The sequence below is a fragment of the Streptomyces sp. NPDC002851 genome (assembly GCF_053591935.1).
In genome coordinates, this window is the sequence record NZ_JBSFUT010000003.1 from 338936 (window position 1) to 357936 (window position 19001).

The window sequence follows — 19001 nt, forward strand, 5'->3', positions numbered from 1 at the left end:
CGAGATACCGTGGTGGCAGACGGCCCGTGCGTCGCCGGTGTGTCGTTAGAGGGCATCAGTCCGCCAACTCCCAGGCACCCAGGCCGATGGCACTACCAACGGCGACGATGCTGCCGACCTTGCCGCCCCCGCTCCCGGTGACGATGTTGCCGGCGCCAGTGCCCCAGGTGGCGGTGTCGTACCGACCGGTGCTTGTCTGATAGGCGTTCACCGCTGTCGGCACCGTCCAGGCTGTCTGGGCGGCGGCCTGAGTGACCTCCGTGGCGGTCAACGCGGTACCGCGTGAGAGCCTCAGCTTGTTGGCAGCTGCCATCACGGGCTTGTCGATGGCCTTCGCGACCGGGTCGGCGGCCTTCATCGCGTCCTTCGCCGTCTTACCGCCGGTCTTGATACCGACCTTGGTTCCCTGAAGAACACCACCGGCTCCCCGTCCCGCCTTGAAACCGGCCGTAATTCCGGCCTTCGCGGCACCGACGCCGGGCACCATGCCGAGCAGGTCGCCGCCAAGGGTGAGCCAGTTGCCGATGTTCTTGCCGGTGGGCGGGAAGAGCCCACTCATGCCGTACGACGCGGCGTGCGCGACGAACGCCACAGCGCTCAGCCCGATGGCCAGCGGCGCCAGTACGGGGCAGAAGATGGCGACAACGCCGATCACCGACGCCAGGACCGTGATCCAGTCAGCGTGCTTCTTGATCCAGTCCCCGACAGCGGAGAGCAAGTCCCCCACTTGCTCCGGCAGTTCACCGATCGCCTCGCCGAGGTCCTCGATCGCGCCGCTGAGCTTTTCCAACGCGTTGGGCTCATCCGGGGCGATGTCCATGGCGTTCTTCAGGCGCCGGGCTATCTCCTTGCCGTACTCCTGGTAATTGGCAGCCATACGACGGCCCTTGCTGCGGAGAGCCTCCAGCTCGATCTCCTTGGTGTTCACCCCCCGGCTGGCATCCTGCACCTTGTCCTCGTGGGCCTCGGTGTCCTTCTTGTCCACGTCGGCCTGCTTGAGCTTGTCGGCCTTGTTGTACGCCTTCGCCAACTGCTCATTGACGTGGTACGCCTGCTCCTCCAGCCGCACCGCCGCCGCCTGCTTGCGGTCCATGTACTCCGACCAGTCCTCCAGGGCGGTGGCAGCGGCGCAGAACGAGTCCCGCGCCTCGTCCATGCGCGGACGGAACTCGTCGTCGAACTCCGCACGGAAGGCTTCCGCGGCCTTGCCCTTCCAGTCGCCGGCACCGGTGCCGTGCAGGACCTGGCAGATCTCGACCAGCGCCTTGGCCGTCTTGCGGACCGTCTTGGCCACATCGTCGGCCACCGTGAAGTCGCCGGGACAGGGCACGAAGCCCAGGGCGGGGAAGTCCTCCAGCTTCGCCTCGGCCATGTCCACTTCCCGCCCTTCTTGCCCTGCTTCTTGCCCCCTTCGGCGAGTTCGGTGTCCAGCTTCTCGAAGGACTCCTTGACCTTGAGCAGCGCTTTGGATGCCTTCTCGGAGAACGTACGGGCGCTCGAGCGCCAGATCGCAGGGCTTGAGGAAGCTGTGACTCGGTCGGACGAGCACTCGTGTGCAGCGCCCGTCGTCCTTCAGCGCCGTCGGCTGCGCTGATCGCGACCGTACGCCCACCGCTGCACAGCGTCAGCGGTGGGCGTACTGAGCAGGTCAACTGGCGGAGAGAGTAGGGTACTTGAAGCGGTCCCACGACCGGCAGGGATCGAAGTGAGGCATCATTGGAGGCCAACTCAATCGTCTGATCGATCATGGTCTTGTGAGGCAGCAAGGGGGCGCTGGATGTCTGGACAGAGCCCTCTCCGCCTTGAAGACCTCGCACCAGGTCGAGCAATATCCGGCCTCGTCCCCGACACCGATGTCGTGATCGTCCAGCTGAAGATGTTCGGTTCCACTGCCGCGCAAGTCACCTACCGTCGCCCTGACGGAACCCTCGAGGAGTCGATCCTTTACCGCGACCACGAGAGTCGACTCGCATCCGCGGCTTCCTCTGCCGATCGGCAAGGGTTTGACGCCGATTCAGAGCTCTTCCGTCTCGCCGCCGAGGCCCTCCGCATCCGCATGGCAGCGCGTGGAGACGCCATGCTGGCCGTCTCCACCAGTTTCCTGGATCCCCTGCCCCATCAGATCCAGGCGGTGTACAACGAACTCCTTCCCCGCACGCCGCTCCGCTTTCTCCTCGCCGACGACCCCGGCGCCGGAAAGACGATCATGGCAGGGCTCTATATCAAGGAGCTGGCCCTCCGCGGGGACTTGGAACGCTGTTTGATCGTCGTGCCCGGCGGTCTCGTCGAGCAGTGGCAGGACGAGCTTCTAGAGAAGTTCGGGCTTGATTTCACGTTGCTCAGCAGGCAGCTGATCGACTCCACCATCGACGGCAACGTCTTCGACAAGCACCCGCGCCTGATCGCGCGCATGGACGCGCTGTCCCGCTCCGAGGAGCTGCAGGAGCGTCTCAGCGATTCGGCATGGGACCTAGTGGTCGTCGACGAGGCCCACCGTATGAGTGCCAGCTTTTTCGGCGCCGAACTGAAGACCACCAAGCGCTACGAGCTGGGCCGTCTCCTCGGCCGGGTCACCAGGCACCTCTTACTGATGACCGCTACGCCGCATGCGGGCAAGGAGGAGGACTTCCAACTGTTCATGGCACTTCTCGACGGCGACCGGTTCGTCGGGAAGTACCGCGACGGCGTCCACCAGCACGACGCATCCGGGTTGATGCGCCGCATGATCAAGGAAGACTTGCTCACTTTCGAGGGCAAGCAGCTCTTCCCGGAGCGTCGCGCCTACACCATCCCGTACCAGCTGTCCTCTGCCGAGCAGGAGTTGTACGAGCGGGTTACGGACTACGTCCGCGACGAGATGAACCGGGCCGAGCGCCTCGACGGCCGACGCGGCAACCAGGTCGGCTTCGCGCTTACTGTGCTGCAGCGTCGGCTTGCATCGAGCCCAGAGGCCATCGGGAAGTCCCTGGAACGCCGCCGCAAACGGCTTGAGGCCCGACGCGATGAGATGCTCGCGGCAAAGGAGCAGGCCGAGCTCGCCGCCGCAGGGCTGCGGCCAGGTTCATCGCCTGCGACGGACCCGCTCTCAGACAGGGACTCGCTGGACTACGAGCTGGACGACCTCTCCGGCGAGGAACTGGAGAACCTTGAAGAAGAGGTCGTCGACTCCGCATCCGCGGCCATGACCATTGGTGAACTAGAGCGGGAAATCGACAGCCTGCGCGAGCTGGAACGCCTGGCCACCCGCATCCGCGCTCTGGGTGAGGACCGAAAGTGGCTGGAGCTGTCCACGCTGCTCCAGGACAACGAGCACATGCGCGACAGCCAGGGTCATCCCCGCAAACTGATCGTCTTCACCGAGCATCGGGACACCCTCGAATACCTGTCTCGCCGCATACGAGCACTCATCGGCCGCCCCGAGGCCGTGGTCTCCATCTACGGCGGCACGCCGCGACAGCACCGTCGCGACATCCGGGACTCCTTCAATCAGGATCCCGACGTCCAGATCCTCATTGCCACCGACGCGGCCGGCGAGGGCCTCAATCTCCAGCGGGCCCACCTCATGGTCAACTACGACCTTCCGTGGAACCCGAACCGGATCGAGCAGCGCTTCGGCCGTATCCACCGCATCGGCCAGACAGAGGTCTGTCATCTGTGGAACCTGGTCGCCGACAACACCCGCGAGGGCCTGGTCTTCCAGCGGCTCCTCGACAAGATCGAGCAACAGTCCCGTGCCTACCAGGGCAAGGTCTACAACGTCCTTGGGGAAATCTTCGAGGGTGAGCCGCTGCGTGAGCTGTTGGTGGAGGCGATCCGCTACGGCGACCAGCCTGCGGTCAAGGCCCGGCTTGACCAGGTCATCGATGACCGGGTAGGTGAGCGCGCCGTCGAACTCATCAAGGGTCTGGCGCTCGACGCGCAGGTCATGGGTATCGAAGACGTTCACAAGGTTCGCCTGCGTATGGAGGAAGCGCAGGTTCGCCGCCTGCATCCGCACTATGTCCAGGCGTTCTTCCGTGACGCATTCGGTCGCCTCGGAGGTCAGCTAAGGCCCCGCGAAGGTGGCCGTTACGAAATAACTCACGTGCCGGTGGCCCTTCGAGAGGCTGGTCGTTTCGGCGACGGCCTCGGTGGAGTCGTGCAGCGCAAGTACGAGCGGGTGTGCTTCGATCGGGAGCTCATCACCCTTGCTGGCAAGCCGAGGGCAGATCTCATTGCCCCGGGCCACCCACTCTTCGACTCCGTACTGAACGAGACCGTACGCATACACGGCGACCTGCTCGGCAGGGGCACCGTTCTGGTCGACGCTGGTGACTCCGCCGTCCAGCCTCGACTCCTCGTAGCCCTGGAGCAGGACATCGTGGACGGCCACCGACGCGCTGTCGATCGTGCCTTCGCCTTCACCGAACTACTGCCAGACGGCACGGCCCGGAACGCGGGTCCCGCGCCCTACCTGGACTATCGAGCGCCAACTCCAGTTGAAGCAAAGGCGATTAAGCCACTGCTGGTTCAGGACTGGCTCCGTGACGGGGGCAGTTCACGCGCGCTTGACTGGGCGATCAGGGAAGCAGTACCCGAGCACCTCAGCTCGACACGCGGGCGGCTTCTCCCTGTCATCGATCGCACCCGGACACAGGTGGAGCAGCGCCTAAAGCAGGAGATCAGCTACTGGTACGCGCAGGCCGGCAAGCTCGAACAGGACCGCGCCGAAGGAAAGCGGGTCCGTCACCGCCCGGAGAAGGCGCGGGCCTGGGCAGAGGAACTCGAGCTGCGGCGGGCCAAGCGTCTCGCCGACCTGGAAAGGGATGCATCCCTGCAGCCGAAGCCACCGCTTGCTGCGGGGTATGCGCTGGTGGTTCCGATCGGCTGGCTGAGCAAGGCAGTTGGTGCTGAGTACGATGCTGTCGCCCTCGCGCCACTGCATGCCACAGACGGGTTCGAAACTGATCGCCGCGCCATCGCGGCTGTGTTGCGCGCGGAACGGGAGCTGGGCCGGTTCCCGGAGGAGATGCCGCACAACAACAAGGGGTATGACATCCGCTCGGTGACATCGGATGGCCGTCACTACATCCATGTGGAGGTCAAAGGGCGGCGGGCCGGTGCGGATCAGTTCTACATCAGCCGCAGCGAAGTGCTTGCTGCGAAGAACCGTGGCGACCAGCACCGACTTGCTCTCGTAGCCGTGCATCCGGACGGACCGGAGCATGACGAAGTGCGGTACCTCACCAACGCCTTTGCCAACACCGAATTCGGCGACCTGAAAGCCGAGGGGGTCCTGCTGTCGTGGCCGGATGCCTGGACCAAGGGAGGAGCTCCGCTGTGAGCGGTGCGATAAACGAGGGGACGGCGCCGCGCAGGCGGAAGCTGATCGAGGTCACACTGCCGACGGAGGCCATCAGTAAGGCCAGCAAGGCGGACAAGGACCGCAAGATCGGCACGATCAAGAACATTCATAAGTGGTTTGCACCGATGCCGACGCCCGCATGGCGAGCCTTGTTGTTTGCGGCATCAGTGGACGACCCGGGAGACGAGGAAAAGCGGTCCGAACTTGAGGAGATCATCAAAGGGCTGGTGCCGGCCAAGGGTACGGCTCCTTCTGATGAAGCCCTGAAGCGTGCGAAGGCGGTATTGGCAGAGCAGGAACACGAACTGCCCACAGTATTGGACCCGTTCTGCGGTGGCGGATCCACTCTCGTCGAGGCTCAGCGCCTTGGTTTTCCGGTTGTGGCCAGTGACCTGAATCCTGTTCCGGCGATGGTGACGCGGGTGGAAACCCAGCTCGTGCCAGCTGTCCTCAGCAAGCCACCCGTCTGCGGTGATGACGGGGCTTTCGAAGGCACTGCGATTGACCCATTGACTGGGCTACTGGCGGATATTCAGCACTACGCCGGTCGCGTCGAAGAGAAGGTCAAGGATGAGGTTGGCCACCTTTACGAGCCGGTGAAGGACGGTAAGGCTGTCGCCTGGCTATGGGCGAGGACCGTGCCGTGCGCCAACCCCTCCTGCGTCATTTCCATTCCCTTGTACAGCTCACCATGGCTGGGCCGACAAGAGGGGCGGGAAGCATGGCTCAATCCGGTCGTCAAGGAGGGACGCCTGAAGTTTGAAATCGGCACGGGCCTTGATGCGGAAATTCCGGAAGCAACAAAGCGATCTGGCCGCGGCGGGAAGTTTGCCTGCCCCGCGTGCGAAACCGAGGTAGACGAGAAGTACATCCGAAAGGAGGCCGTCGCGGAGCGCATGGGGCTCCAAATGATGGCCATCGCTGTGGACGGCACGTCTGGGCGGCGATTCATCCCGGAGCCTTCCAAGTCGCGCGTAAGTGATCTGAGTGCCCCACACGACGCGCCGGACGTAGACCTTCCGCCGAAGGCTCTAGGGTTCCGAGTGCAAGCGTACGGGATGACCCGGCAAATGGACCTTTACTCTCCACGCCAGCTACATATGCTGGGGGCCTTCGCGGACGCGGTAGCAGAAGTGCCCAACTGGGTCGCTCAAGACGGAGGCGACTCAGAGCAGGCGACTGCGATTGCTTCCATTCTGGCGATATGCGTCAGCAAGCTCGCCCAAGCGAACTCAACGCAAACGCGCTGGAAGATAGATGCCCGCAACGGCAGCTCATACGTGCAGCCAGGCTTCGGACGCCAGGCACTTCCGATGGTTTGGGATTTTGCCGAGGTGAACCCGCTCGATGATTTCGGAGGGGGCTGGAGAAGCCAGGTCACGGCAGCAGTGAGTGGCCTCAAAGCACTTCCGCGCGAAGCAAACGTGGGCTTGACGGTTCAAGCCGACGCCCGCAAGGCTGGCACGCTAGTACCCCCTGCAAGCGCTCTGATTGCAACCGACCCGCCATACTTCGCTCAAATCAACTATGCGGATCTGAGCGACTACTTCTACGTATGGCTTCGCCGCGCAGCAAGGGCCCTCCATCCGGACTTGTTCGGCACTATGGTGACTCCGAAGACGGAGGAGTTGATCGCCACTCCGTACCGTCATGCAGGCCCCGAGGCCGCTCGCCAGTACTTCATCGACGGCTTTACAGAAGTCTTCTCCTCCCTGAAGGAAGCGTCCCGTCCCGATCTCCCCCTCATCGTCATCTACGCCCATCGCCAAGAGGAAACGAAGGACGGTGAGTTGGCTTCCTCAGCATGGGACGCCCTGTTGGAGGCCATGCTGGCCGCTGGTGTGAGCGTTGTTGGTACGTGGCCACTCCACGCCACGAACAGCACACGCCAGGTCGGCCAAGGGGCAAACGCGCTCGCCTCGTACGTGGCCATGATCTGCCGCCCCCGCCCGGAGGGTGCCGGCGCACTGGACCGTCGCGGATTCCTCCAAACGCTCCGCCGCGAACTCCCCGATCGAATCAAGCCACTTCAGCAGAGCTCGATCCCGGCCGTCGACCTCGGCCAGGCTGCGATCGGCCCCGGCATGGAGATCTTCTCCCGCTACACCCGCATCACCGAGCCCGACGGCTCAACCATGCGCGTCCGTACCGCTCTCTCCCTCATAACCAAGGCCCTCGGCGAGCTGCTCGACGAGTACGAAGAAGACTACGACGCGGACACCCGTTGGTGCATCGAGTGGTTCAAGGACCACCAGTGGGAGACAGCGGACTTCGGCAAGGCGGACAAGCTAGCCAACCGGTACAACACCTCCGTCCCGGGGCTGGTCCACGCCGGTGTCGTGAAGTCTGCTGCTGGCAAGTCGGAATTGCTCAAGCCCGCCAGTCTCCCGTCCGACTACGACCCGACCACCGACGACCGCCTCACGATCTGGGAGGTGGCCATGCACCTGTCTCGTCTGATCGAGGGCAAGGGAAGGGGCTCGGGGATCGATGCGGCCGGAGAGTTCCTTGCCCGCGCGCGGACGCGTCCCGAGATCGACGAAGACACTGTGAAGGGACTTGCGTACCTGTTGCACAGCGTGTGTGAGCAGAGAGGCTGGACGGAGAGCCAGCGCTGGTTCAACAACCTGGTGAGTTCTTGGCCGGATCTGCAGACTGCGGCCCGCGTCGCGGACCGGCAGAGTGTGAAGATCGACGAAGAGAAGCTGTTCTGACCGTCGTGCCAGGCGGCACGCAAGGGGGCGGGCATGCAGAACGACGGTACGGCGTACGGCAGCAGCACACCGGGCGCCGCGGAAACGACGACCGACAGGACCACGGACAACATGGCGAAGACCAACCGCGACCGAATAGGCCGCATGATCGAGCTGCTGCCCGAGGGGATGCTGCCGCTCATCGAGCGGGAGATGACGCGGCGCCAAGGGGACACGTGGTTCGACGACGCAGTAGCTGATGCCCGGGATAAGGGAGTCCCCCTCACGTCAAAGAGCGATCCTCAGTTCCTTCTGAACCTGCTGCAGCGTTACTGGGGTTCGTATTTCCGTCACGTGCTCCCGGGTGCCACGCGCGGATATGCCAGCGAGATCAACGACGTACGAAACCGCTGGGCGCACAATGCACCCTTTACCTCGGACGACACCGTACGAGCGCTGGACACCGCCGAGCGACTGCTGGTCGCAGTGGGAGCAGGCGCCGAACTGGTCGAGCAGGTCCGCAAGTCCCGCATCGACCTGCAGCGGTTCATGATCGAGGCGGAGACCAAACGACGGACCCGGCAGGCGGCCGCCATGCCGAGCATCGCCGCGGACGGCCTCAAGCCTTGGCGGGACGTACTTGTCCCGCATCAGGACGTCGCTCGCGGAGACTTCAACGCCTCGGAGTTCGCAGCCAACCTTGCGCAGGTGGCCAACGGCGAAGGCGCCCCGGAGTACACCGAGCCCGAGCAGTTCTTCCACCGCACCTACCTCACCGAGGGCCTGCGCGATCTGCTCAACAAGTCACTACGGCGCATATCCGGCGACAACAACGCCTCGCCGACGGTGAACCTGCAGACCAATTTCGGCGGCGGCAAAACCCACTCCATGCTGGCTCTCTACCACCTGTACTCCCCGGGGTTGAAGCCGCAGCGGCTCCCGCAAGAGATGCAGGAGCTCATCGCCGCCTCACCGTCGGGGCTGCCCAAAGAGACGGTGCGCCGCGCCGTCCTCGTGGGCACCGCCCTGGCTCCTGGCCAGCCATCCGTAAGGCCGGAAGACGGCACCAAGATCAATACCCTGTGGGGCGAGCTGGCCTGGCAGCTAGGTGGTCGGCAGGCGTACGACATCATTGCCGCGGCCGACCAGAGCCGCACCAGTCCCGGTTCGGAGCTGCTGCAGGACCTTCTCGCGGCTTACGCGCCCTGCCTGATCCTGATCGATGAGTGGGTGGTCTACGCCCGGCAACTCGTCGGCAACGAGGACCTTCCGGCCGGGACCTTCGAGACGCATTTCTCCTTCGCTCAGTCCCTCACCGAAGCGGTCGAGGCCGTGTCCGGTGCGCAGCTCGTGATGTCTATCCCTGCCTCGGAAGACGGAAAGAACGACGGCGCAGATGCTGACGAGATCGGCGGTGAGGCGGGGCAGATAGCCCTCGACAGGCTCCAGAGCGTCATCCACCGCAAGGCTGACGCCTGGCGGCCAGCGAGTTCCGATGAGTCCTTCGAGATTGTGCGCCGCCGCCTCTTCGAGACCCCAACTGGCGCCACCCAGGCGGAAATCAACAAGGTCGCTCGCCTCTTCAGCCAGTTCTACGCCACCCACAAGCTCGACTTCCCGGCCGGTTCGGATACGACCGACTACGAGCGGCGGATCAAGTCGACGTACCCCATCCATCCGGAACTCTTCAGTCGGCTCTATGAGGACTGGTCCACTCTTGATCGGTTCCAGCGCACTCGCGGTGTGCTGCGGTTGATGAGCGCGGTGATCCACGCTCTGTGGCGGGACCAGAACCAGAGCCCGATGATCATGCCGGGCGATGTTCCGCTCGACGACCAGCGTGTCACCAGCGAGCTCACCCACTACCTGGAGGACCGCTGGAAGCCGATCATCGATGCTGACGTCGACGGCCCGGATTCGACCCCGGTGTCTGTGGACACCGAGAAGACGGTGCTGGGGCAGCGGGCGATGACCCGCCGCATTGCCCGCACGATCTTCATGGGCTCGGCACCCACCATCAACGCCAACAAGAAGGGCCTGTCCGAGCCGTACATTCGGCTCGGCATGGCTGTTCCCGGTGACGTGTTGGGGAACTTCCGAACTGCTCTGAACACGCTGGCGGACAGGTCTACGTACCTGTACAGCGATGCGGACCGCTACTGGCTCGACACTCACGCCAACATCACCCGCACTGCCAAGGACGAAGCCGACCGCCTCATCGGCCGGGACGATGACGTGTGGGCGGAAATCGTCCGTCGCTTGAGCCCGATCCAGTACAAGCGCGGAGATTTCGGCGCGGTGCACATCGCGCCGCAGCACACGAAGGACATCCCGGACACCGAGCAGGCTCGGCTCGTCCTCCTCCATCCGAAGCATGTGCACCGCGGCGGCAAGGACATCCCCGACACTGCTGCGCTGCAGTTCGCCATCGACGCACTGGCGTCACACGGCACGAAAGGACGCACACAGCAGAACATGCTGGTGTTTCTCGCGCCTGACAAGAAGGACATGGGCGACGTCATGGAGGCGGCGCGCGAGTATCTCGGCTGGAAGAAGGTGCTGGACAGGCAGCTGGAGCTCGATCTCACCGAGAGCCAGCGCCGCCAGGCACAAACTCGTCGTGACCAGGCGAACGAAAAAGTCGAGTTGCGCATCGGTGACGCCTACCGATGGGCACTCATCCCCGAGCAGGACGCCGGCGCCCCTATTGTCTGGGAACACCTGAAGGTGGACGCGGGCCGCGCTGATGATGCGGCTGTCCGGACAGCTGAACGTCTCAAGCGCGAGGGGATGCTCTACCTGCAACAAGCCCCTGCCCTTCTCTATCAGAAGCTGACGGGAGCGCTTTCCCGAATCTGGAACCAGGATGGCCATATCACTGTTGGTCGCCTCTGGGAACTGCACACCGCTTTCCCCTACATGAACCGCCTGGTGAACCGCCTGGTGCTGGATCAGGGCATCGAAGACGTTCTGTCCATGGTGACCTGGGAGACGGAGGGCTTCGCCCTTGCCTCTGGCTACGACGAGACCAGCGGTCGCTATCTCGGCTTGGCCCTGCCCGGAGGCAATGCCAAGTTCGGGCAGATCACCGATGACACGCTTCTCGTACGGCTGGACCGCGCAGCGAGCCAACGTCAGCGTGACGAGGAGATGGCGGCCCAAAAGCGCGCAGCGGCAGCCGTGCCGGCCTCCCGTGACGCCGCAGCCCCAACCGTGAACTCACCTGTCGATCGGGACAGCGGTAGTGGGGCACCCGGTTCCGAACAACCGGTCATCCCCAAGGTGCCGACCCGCTTCTACGCCAATGCGCAGCTCACCCCTGAGCAATACAGCAAGAACGCCAGCAAGTACGTCCTCGAGATCCTGCAGCACCTCGACCTCATCGGCACCGAGGTGGAGGTCAGCATCGAAATACAGGCCAAGTGTCCCGAGGGGTTCCCCGAGGACAAGGTGCGCATCCTCACCGAGAACGCCAACACCCTGAAGCTCAAGCCTGAGTTCTGGGCCGAGTAGCTTCAGCAGCCGCGGGGCCTGCCACCCCATTCAAACCGGAGCAGGCCCCGCCAAAAGATTGACCCAAGCCCTGCATCCGACTCACTATCTTTGCTCTCGCGAAGTCGTCATCACGGGGGGACGTGTGGTTGCCCGGAATCGGGACAGGACTGTTCATTTCTACGAGATCGCTGATGCCGGGGCGGCGAACTCACGGATGGACCACCGGGATTGGGGGACGCACCTCCGCCAGCTACGGGGCATGCCACTCGCACGGCGAACCGTCGAGTCGGGCGGCGAGACGCTGATCGGTGCTGTAGATCCACTTCAGCCTGCTCCCCACTTGCTCTTGGCCAAGGTCCGCAAGGACGTCCCTCAGCAGATCAACTTCGATGACGGCTCATTCAGCTACCTGCAGCTCGCCGCGAACAAGGGGCTCGTTGACGTCACCACCGTGTACTTCCTGGCCTTCGGGAATGTGATCGCCACAATGGGAGGCGGCATTTCGGCGCCGCGCGTGCAAGCCATCAAGCGGTGGTTCAACGGTATGCACCTCATCAGCGAAGAGATTGAGCTCCGCCCGGTTGTCGATGCCAGGTCTCGCGACAAGCTGGCTCACGCGAGCGCCGTAGAGAAGCTGACCATCCGTGTCCAGCCCGAGCCACACGACAGCCCTTCGGCGCTGCGCAGCAGCTCGGATCTTGGATCCGCAATCAGCCGGATGCACGAGGAGTATCCGGACATGACGATCACGCTGACGCTGGAGGTTCCTAAGAAGCCACGCTGGTACTCCTTGAGGCGCCGTTCGCGCGGGCACCGACAGCTCCTTGATTCGACGTCCGCCTTCGCGGCCGACATCAGTGATTGGCTCGACAACACCGACGCCGTGGACGTCGCTAGGGCGCAGGCGCACATCGAAGACTGGAACCAGCAGGCAACGGACGAGAAGATCGACTTCGTAGCGGAACGCATCACGGCGAAGTGCCGAGTGCCGTTGGAGTCGACCGACGGCCACTCCATCGACCTCCACGTGGCATTGACCGAGTTGGCCCGTGTCGCTCTCGAGCACGAACGCATCCTGAGGGCCGCTGTCGGTGCCGACGTCTAGTCTTGGGCGCGACGTGGGGAAGTCGTTTCTACTGGTCGCGCAGGGGGACTTGGGATGCCTGGCACGGGGAGCAGACCACAGCGGCTACTCAACAAGTGGCGCAGCCTGCCAGGTTCCGACTGGCTGATAGTCGGCGCCGCCGTGGGACTGCATCTGGCCTGGGTCCTGGCTACCGGCAGCGGCGACATCCTCGGCAAGCCTGAGCGTGAACAACGCCTGAACATCTACACGACGGTGGCCACCGTCGTCGCTCTGGTGGGCAGCTTCGTCACCGCGGCGATCGCGCAGTACGCCGCGGCCTCGGGCAAACGCATGCGGGAGTTCCGGACTGCCCCTCACCTCGGCTTTCAGTTCCGACGGAACTGGGTCAGCATCCTGTCGGCTACTTTGCTGATCTCGGGTGCCTGCCTACTCGCCATGATCCTCGACGTCACTGAGGCCGACAGCGGTGGTGTCCATTGGATGGTCGAAGCCACCCTCATCCTCGGTGCCACGCGGGCGTACCGACTGCTCTGGCTTTTCAACGCGGTCATCGTCGCCGCGGATAGGGACCTGGTCGAGTCGCCTCGGAATCCTGAGCGCCTGCCCATGTAGACGTGCACTCCTGCGCCATAAGGCGTGTCGGACGTGTGTCAGTGCCTGAGTCTTTGCGCAGCCCGCGGCGCCTGGGCTGGCACCCAGCCGTGGACCTGGTTGCGGTGTACATAGAGCACGTTGGGGTTGAGGTTGTGCGGACCGTAGCCGCTCTGGCCGGAACCAAAATGTATGCGCCGGGAGGCACGTGCCAGTCCCAGAACCAGGCGTCTTGGGTTGATCCGGTGTCGCACCAGGTGATCACGGCCTTCGAGCCGCGGCGGGCGCGCTGATAGACGCGGGCGACCTGTACGAGATAGGTGCCGCGTGATTGGCTTCGCTGCCTCTGGAGCGCCTCCCATTGCACTGCCAGTCGGGCCGAACGTCTGCGCCACGCGGCCACTCGGATCACAAGGCCGATGACGATGGCCACGAAGATGAGGGGGTTGACGTCTGTCATCGCAGATCCGGCATCCAAGCCAACTGCACCAGCGGCGTCCCCCTCTTCCGGGATACGAAGTGTCCGCGCCCTTGGGGCATCGGGGTCGCCTTGACGTTGCCAAGGATCTCGCCCTCGTTGGGGTCGCCAGACAACACAACGCCCTGGGCGCCCAGTTCCTTGATGCGTTGCATGAAGGACTCGTACATCGAGCGGGAGGCGCCGGCCGTGCTGCGGGCGATGATGAAGCGGACGCCGACGTCGCGGGCGAAGGGGAGGTGGTCGACCATGACGGCGAGCGGGTTGTCGGCCTGGGTGGAGACGAGTTCGTAGTCGTCGATGACGATGAAGAGTTGGGCGCCGGTCCACCAGCTGCGGTCGCGGAGTTGTTGCGGGGTGACGTTGTCCGGGGGCTGGCGGCGTTCCATGAGGCGGGTGACCGCCTCCATGTGGGTTCCGAGGGCGTTTACCGTTGGGGCGTATTCCAGGAGATGGGTGGAGGGGACGACCTCCAGGAGTGAGCGGCGGTAGTCGCCGACCACGATCTTGGCCTCGTCCGGGGTGTAGCGCTCGCAGATCTTCTGGGTGAGGTGGCGGAGCAGGGCTGTCTTTCCCGACTCGCTTTCGCCAAAGACCAAGAAGAACGGGTCGGTGTCGAAGTCGACGTAGACCGGGGCCAGGTTCGTTTCGTCCAGGCCGATGGCCAGTCCCTTGTCCGCCGACTCGGAGCCCTTGGGGAGGTGGTCTGCCGGGACCTTGCGGGGCAGGAGGCGGACGGTCGGGGCGGACGGGTCGTTCCAGGCGGTGCGGATTGTCTGGACGAAGCGGGCCGTGGAGTCTGAGAGGTCTTCGTCCTCGGCCCTCTGGTCGATGCAGGGCAGGGCCGCCATGAAGTGGAGGTGGTCCGGCGTCTGGCCGCGGCCGGGCATGCCGACGGGGATGTTGGCGGCGACCTTGCGGTCGAACTCGGAGTCCATGGTGTCGCCGAGGCGGAGTTCGAGGCGGGCCAGGAGCTGGTCCTTGATCGAGGCGCGCATCTCCATGTGGCGGGAGATGGTCGCGACGACGTGAATGCCGTAGCCGAGGCCGCGGGTGGCGAGGTCTGCGACGACTCCTTCGAGGATCTCGTAGTCGTTCTTGAAGGCGCCCCAGCCGTCGATGAGGAGGAAGACATCGCCCAGTCGATGACCAGGACCAGGGAGGCCAGGGGTTCGAGGGCCTGGCCTGCGGCACGGGCCTTCTCGTAATCGTGAATGTTGGCGAAGTTGCCTGCGGAACGGAGCAGTTCCTGGCGGCGCTGGAGCTTGCCGCGTATGGCGTCGCCCATGCGGTCGACGAGGGTGAGGTCGTCAGCGAGGTTGGTGATCGCCGCGGAGACGTGCGGGAGGTCCGTCATGCCCGCGAAGGTCGCGCCGCCCTTGAAGTCCGAGAGGACGAAGTTCAGGGTCTCCGAGGTGTGGGTGACCGCCAGGCCGAGGACCAGAGTGCGCAGCAGCTCTGACTTGCCGGAGCCAGTAGCGCCGACGCACAGACCGTGCGGGCCCCATGCCGTCCTGGGCCGCCTCCTTGAGGTCGAGCATGACGGGTTCGCCGTCTTCGCCGACGCCGATGGGGACGCGGAGGCGTTCGGCGGTGGAGCGAGGGCGCCAGGTGCGGGTGACGTCCACCAAGGCCGCGTCGCCGAGGTCGAACATGTCGGTGAAATCGAGATTAGCGAGCAGGGGTTCGTCGTCGTCACCGCCGATCCGGAGGGGCGCAAGACGGCGGGCGAGTACGTCGGCCTCGATGAGGGAGAGGCCGTCGGGCTCGCCCTCGTACACGACGTCGCCTTGAGACTCGAGGCGGAGCTTGCCGAGGCGTACCGCCGGGAGGCTCTTCGAGCATGCCGTCGATCCCTTCGACGACGGTGACACCCTGCAGGCCCTCTGGAGCGGCGAGCAGCGAGGTGGCTGGCATCATCGCGCCGTCGAGGACGACGACGTCTCGATGGTCAGCTGGCGCTCGTCGGTGCGATTTTCTCTACGCACACGCGGACCTGCGGCGAAGCATCGAAACCCTCCGCCGCTAGGAGCAGAGTGCAACCGTATCCCTGCCGAGACCGCATCCAGCGACGATGGCACGGTGATCCACGCACTGACCGAGTCCTTGCGCCGCGAACGCGCCACACACCGTGAACGGTCCGGGGACTCGAAGAGAGACTGGCTGCCGCACACGGAGAGATCCCCCCGCCTCCAACGTCGACTCGGCGGGGGCGGACTCAGCGACAAGTGACCGCCTACATTGCCAGCACACCGAAAGTGCGGACCACGCAGTTGTCGAGCAGCACGCCGAACTGCATAGGTGAGTCCACTGTCGGAGCTTCGGTCACGAGATCCCCAGCGAGCGTGAGAGCGTCCACGTCCGCCCAGCCCCCTCGGAACAAGACGACGCCGAGCTCGGCCCCATTGGGGCCTGAGATCATCACGCCGATTGAGTCGGGATCCTCAACCCGGCCTCGCTCCGTCTCGAGGTCCTGCGGCCACGGCGCTGCCTCGTCCCGCCAGGTCACAGCTTCCACGACCAGGCCAGCGCGTTTCCAGCTTCGCCGGCGCTCGGTGATTTCGACGGCGGCCCGATCAAGGTCAACGATGCGTTCCATGACGCGATACTCACCCACGCGAGACACGCCATCCACTGCATGACATCCTGCCGAACGGCATCGGCAGGATGCTGGACCTGCGGTGGTCCAGCTTCAGCAACCATGAACCCCGGTAACTTGAGGGGCTTCTGACGGGTGAAGCTGGCCGCTTTGATCCGGCGCGTCCTCCTCCAAACGCCTGGTCAGATACGCGAGTTCAGCCTCGAGCTCTTCCCTCGGGTACGGGCCGGCAGCCTCCCGGGCCGCCAACTCCTCGAACATCGATACCATCGGCCACCACTCCTCCACCGCGGTAGGGACGGTTTCGGTAGCTGTGCTCGGTGCCGAGTGCCAGGCGCGAGGGTCACTGTGGTGTCAGTGGCGCGGCCTACGCTCGGCCGGTATGGGGATTACATCAGCGTGGGCCGTCACCGCCCACGATGACGAGTTCATCGGCGAGCTGGCGCCGCGGACGCTGCCGCTGCTCGAGGCGACCCGGGCTGATCCGGTGGGGAAGCAGCGGTGGCGGCGCTGGGAGCGGCAGCCTCTGCCGGACTATCGCTCCTGGGGGCGGTCTGTTGGGCGTGAATACGCTGAGCAGGCCGAGGCGATCGACTCCTTCCACCGGATGGTGATCGACGCGAGCCTGGACGACCTCTACCACGGCGGGGCCGGGCCAGATGACGGCTTCTGGCTCCCTGATGTATGGGAACAGGCCAACGAGGTCAGCCAGATGTTCCTGTCCGTGCAATCGAAGGACTATGCCGTCTGCTCCCTGTTCCATGCCATCGGCCCTCGCCGTGCTGCCCAAATTCCTGGCTGGTGCGGCAACTTCCTTCTCACCTCGGCCCAGGTGCGCGAATCGTTGCCTCAGGTGGAGGAGGCTCTGGGCTTCACCGTCGACGAGCGCGCCGCGGCCGAGGACCAGGATTGGCTGGGCTACTCGGCTGACGAGGAGAGCGTCCTGGATGGGCCGTCGCGCATGTGGCGGGAGGCTGCTGCTGAAGGGCTGGGCCTGTGTGGGGTGTCCCTCCACATCTACTGACCGGACGCTCTCAACTGTCTCCAGTCGTGTACTGGAGCCGCCGCCGTTGGCACGGGGGAATGACAGCGGCCAGCGGGAAATCCCCGCGTACGACCAGTTGTTATGTGACGTTCTGCGGCGCGGATGTGTTCGTCGACGATGAGCACAGAGTCATCCGCGGGGCGACGGGGGAGGTGTATGCCGGGCCAGGTCGGAGCCAGGGCACCGACCGATTCGGCCGGGTAGCGTGCCTGCGTGCACGTGATGGACGATCCGGCCGCATTGACCACTCGCGCCCAGCGCTTCCTGGCCACCCATGGCCACCGGTCCCCGCCAGCAGATCCGGAGCGATTGCGGGCCGCGTACCGCTGCGAAGACGCCACGGGCGGAGTCGTCAGCGGCCCCCCGGGCGGTCTGGGACGTATGCTCGCGTTCAATGCCCGCGTCGGAGGTTTGCGGTTCTGCTCGGACAGGCCGCAGTGCCGTGGGAAACATCGCGGCTATGTCCTTGGCTTCGACGAACTGGACGGGCCAGGATGGTGGCGGGTCCCATCGAACGGCTGGATCCTGCCGGTCGGAGACATCGACGGATGGCTGCTGACGCTCGACTGGGCCACAGGCCGCATTGGTGTGGACGTGACCGGACCGGATACCTGGGTCGCCAGCTCGGCAGTCAATCTGATCGAGTCCTGCGCTCTTGGCCAGTCGATCTACGGCGACCGCTCGTGGCGGGAAGCCGTTCCCGTGGCCGGCCGGGGAGAGGGCTGGGGACTGGACGTGCCGTCAGCGCGTTTCCGCGGGCTGGTCCCGGAGGTCGCCGAGGCGTCCAGCCCGTGGAATAGGTGGTACCTGGACGCGCACGTAGCCGTGCACGGATGGCTCACGACATACGAGGTGCCGCGGCGGGAGCCGGTGATGGCCTGGTACCGCGACCGGCATGGACGTCGGCTCATCGAGTCGGTCGCCGAAGTGAATCTGACCGATGACGAGGACATCCCTCCCTGCCGGTAGGGACCGGCGGCAGCGGCTGCCCGGTCAGGGGATCGTCCGAGCTCCGGGTGGCGGATCATGCACGAGCCATGCGGCCGCTGTCCTTGCCTCGCAACCACGTGATCAGCGAAACCCTCGCCTTCGCCACCCAGTGCCGCCGCGGCGACTTCCTCCGGCTGCGCTGGCAGGTCAGCCGCAAAGCCAACCGTGCAGACTGCACTCGGCCCTTCGTCCCGCTCAAGCACCGCACCGAGGGGGAGTACCGCGACATCCCCCTGCCCCGGTTTCTCGACGAGGAGATCACCGCCCACCTCGACCAGTACGGCACGCGCCGGGGCGGTGCCATGGACGTGCTCTTCCTCCCCTTCGGCAAGGCCGAAGCAACGATGCCGACCCTCGCCACCTACGGCTACCGCTTCGCCAAGGCCCTCAAGGCCGCCAGCCTCGTCAAACCCGACGGCACCCCGAAGTACACGCCGCACAGTCTGCGCCACTTCTTCGCCTCCACGGCCCTGGCGCACGGCATCCCCATCCACGAGGTCTCCCGCTGGCTCGGCCACAAGTCGATCACCACGACCGTCGACATCTACGGCCACCTCGTCCCCGAGGCGTGGGACCGCCGCCGAACGATCATGCAGGACGCACTCCGCCCCTCAGCGGCCCCCGCGTGACGGATTCCGGCGCGCATCCACGCGTCCCGTCGGGGGCCGCTGGGCACCGT

General features: G+C 65.0%; 11 protein-coding genes and 1 pseudogene. 8 read left to right on the forward strand and 4 right to left on the reverse strand.

What is annotated here, in order from left to right; translation table 11 throughout:
• Nucleotides 1-55: 55 nt before the first annotated feature.
• On the reverse strand, nt 56-1372 hold the full coding sequence (locus ACWD10_RS05275) for a putative T7SS-secreted protein (RefSeq protein ID WP_451087162.1): 1317 nt from the start codon (nt 1370-1372) through the stop codon (nt 56-58).
• 486 nt (nt 1373-1858) lie between these two features.
• Between ACWD10_RS05275 and ACWD10_RS05280 the strand changes: the two genes are divergently transcribed.
• From ACWD10_RS05280 to ACWD10_RS05300, 5 genes are all read left to right on the forward strand, one after another.
• A complete protein-coding gene (locus tag ACWD10_RS05280; protein ID WP_451087164.1) occupies nt 1859-5323 on the forward strand; it encodes a helicase-related protein in 3465 nt (1154 codons plus the stop codon).
• The gene (locus tag ACWD10_RS05285; protein WP_451087166.1) at nt 5320-8058 is read left to right on the forward strand and encodes a DUF1156 domain-containing protein; all 2739 of its coding nucleotides are present in this window, start codon (nt 5320-5322) and stop codon (nt 8056-8058) included. Before ACWD10_RS05280 ends, ACWD10_RS05285 begins: the two co-directional genes overlap by 4 nt.
• A gap of 33 nt (nt 8059-8091) precedes the next feature.
• Entirely contained in the window at nt 8092-11550 is a 3459-nt protein-coding gene (locus ACWD10_RS05290) for a DUF499 domain-containing protein (RefSeq protein ID WP_451087168.1), read from the forward strand.
• A gap of 328 nt (nt 11551-11878) precedes the next feature.
• Entirely contained in the window at nt 11879-12637 is a 759-nt protein-coding gene (locus ACWD10_RS05295) for a hypothetical protein (protein ID WP_451087170.1), read from the forward strand.
• Nucleotides 12638-12778: 141 nt separating this feature from the next.
• Nucleotides 12779-13231 (forward strand): hypothetical protein, encoded by a 453-nt coding sequence (locus ACWD10_RS05300; protein ID WP_451087172.1) that lies wholly within the window; start codon nt 12779-12781, stop codon nt 13229-13231.
• Nucleotides 13232-13666: 435 nt separating this feature from the next.
• Here the strand turns inward: ACWD10_RS05300 and eccCb are convergent, their stop codons facing one another.
• The 3 genes and pseudogenes from eccCb to ACWD10_RS05315 all read right to left on the reverse strand — a co-directional run bounded on the left by eccCb (nt 13667) and on the right by ACWD10_RS05315 (nt 16287).
• Nucleotides 13667-14830: a type VII secretion protein EccCb gene (eccCb, locus tag ACWD10_RS05305; protein ID WP_451087233.1), complete on the reverse strand. Its 1164-nt coding sequence runs from the start codon at nt 14828-14830 to the stop codon at nt 13667-13669.
• Nucleotides 14831-14898: 68 nt separating this feature from the next.
• Nucleotides 14899-15387: pseudogene (locus tag ACWD10_RS05310) on the reverse strand (FtsK/SpoIIIE domain-containing protein); the annotation flags it as partial.
• A 537-nt stretch (nt 15388-15924) separates the two neighbouring features.
• Nucleotides 15925-16287, reverse strand: a complete 363-nt coding sequence (locus ACWD10_RS05315) for a hypothetical protein (RefSeq protein WP_451087174.1) — start codon at nt 16285-16287, stop codon at nt 15925-15927.
• Between the two features lie 382 nt (nt 16288-16669).
• Here ACWD10_RS05315 and ACWD10_RS05320 point away from each other — a divergent pair, with 382 nt between their 5' ends.
• The 3 genes from ACWD10_RS05320 (at nt 16670) to ACWD10_RS05330 (ending at nt 18951) form a co-directional block, all read left to right on the forward strand.
• Nucleotides 16670-17311 carry a hypothetical protein gene (locus ACWD10_RS05320; RefSeq protein WP_451087176.1) on the forward strand — a complete coding sequence of 214 codons (642 nt, stop codon included), beginning with the start codon at nt 16670-16672 and terminating at the stop codon, nt 17309-17311.
• A 234-nt stretch (nt 17312-17545) separates the two neighbouring features.
• Nucleotides 17546-18301 (forward strand): hypothetical protein, encoded by a 756-nt coding sequence (locus ACWD10_RS05325; protein ID WP_451087178.1) that lies wholly within the window; start codon nt 17546-17548, stop codon nt 18299-18301.
• Between the two features lie 68 nt (nt 18302-18369).
• Complete coding sequence (locus tag ACWD10_RS05330) at nt 18370-18951, forward strand: tyrosine-type recombinase/integrase (RefSeq protein WP_451087179.1); 582 nt, start codon at nt 18370-18372, stop codon at nt 18949-18951.
• Nucleotides 18952-19001 lie beyond the last annotated feature (50 nt).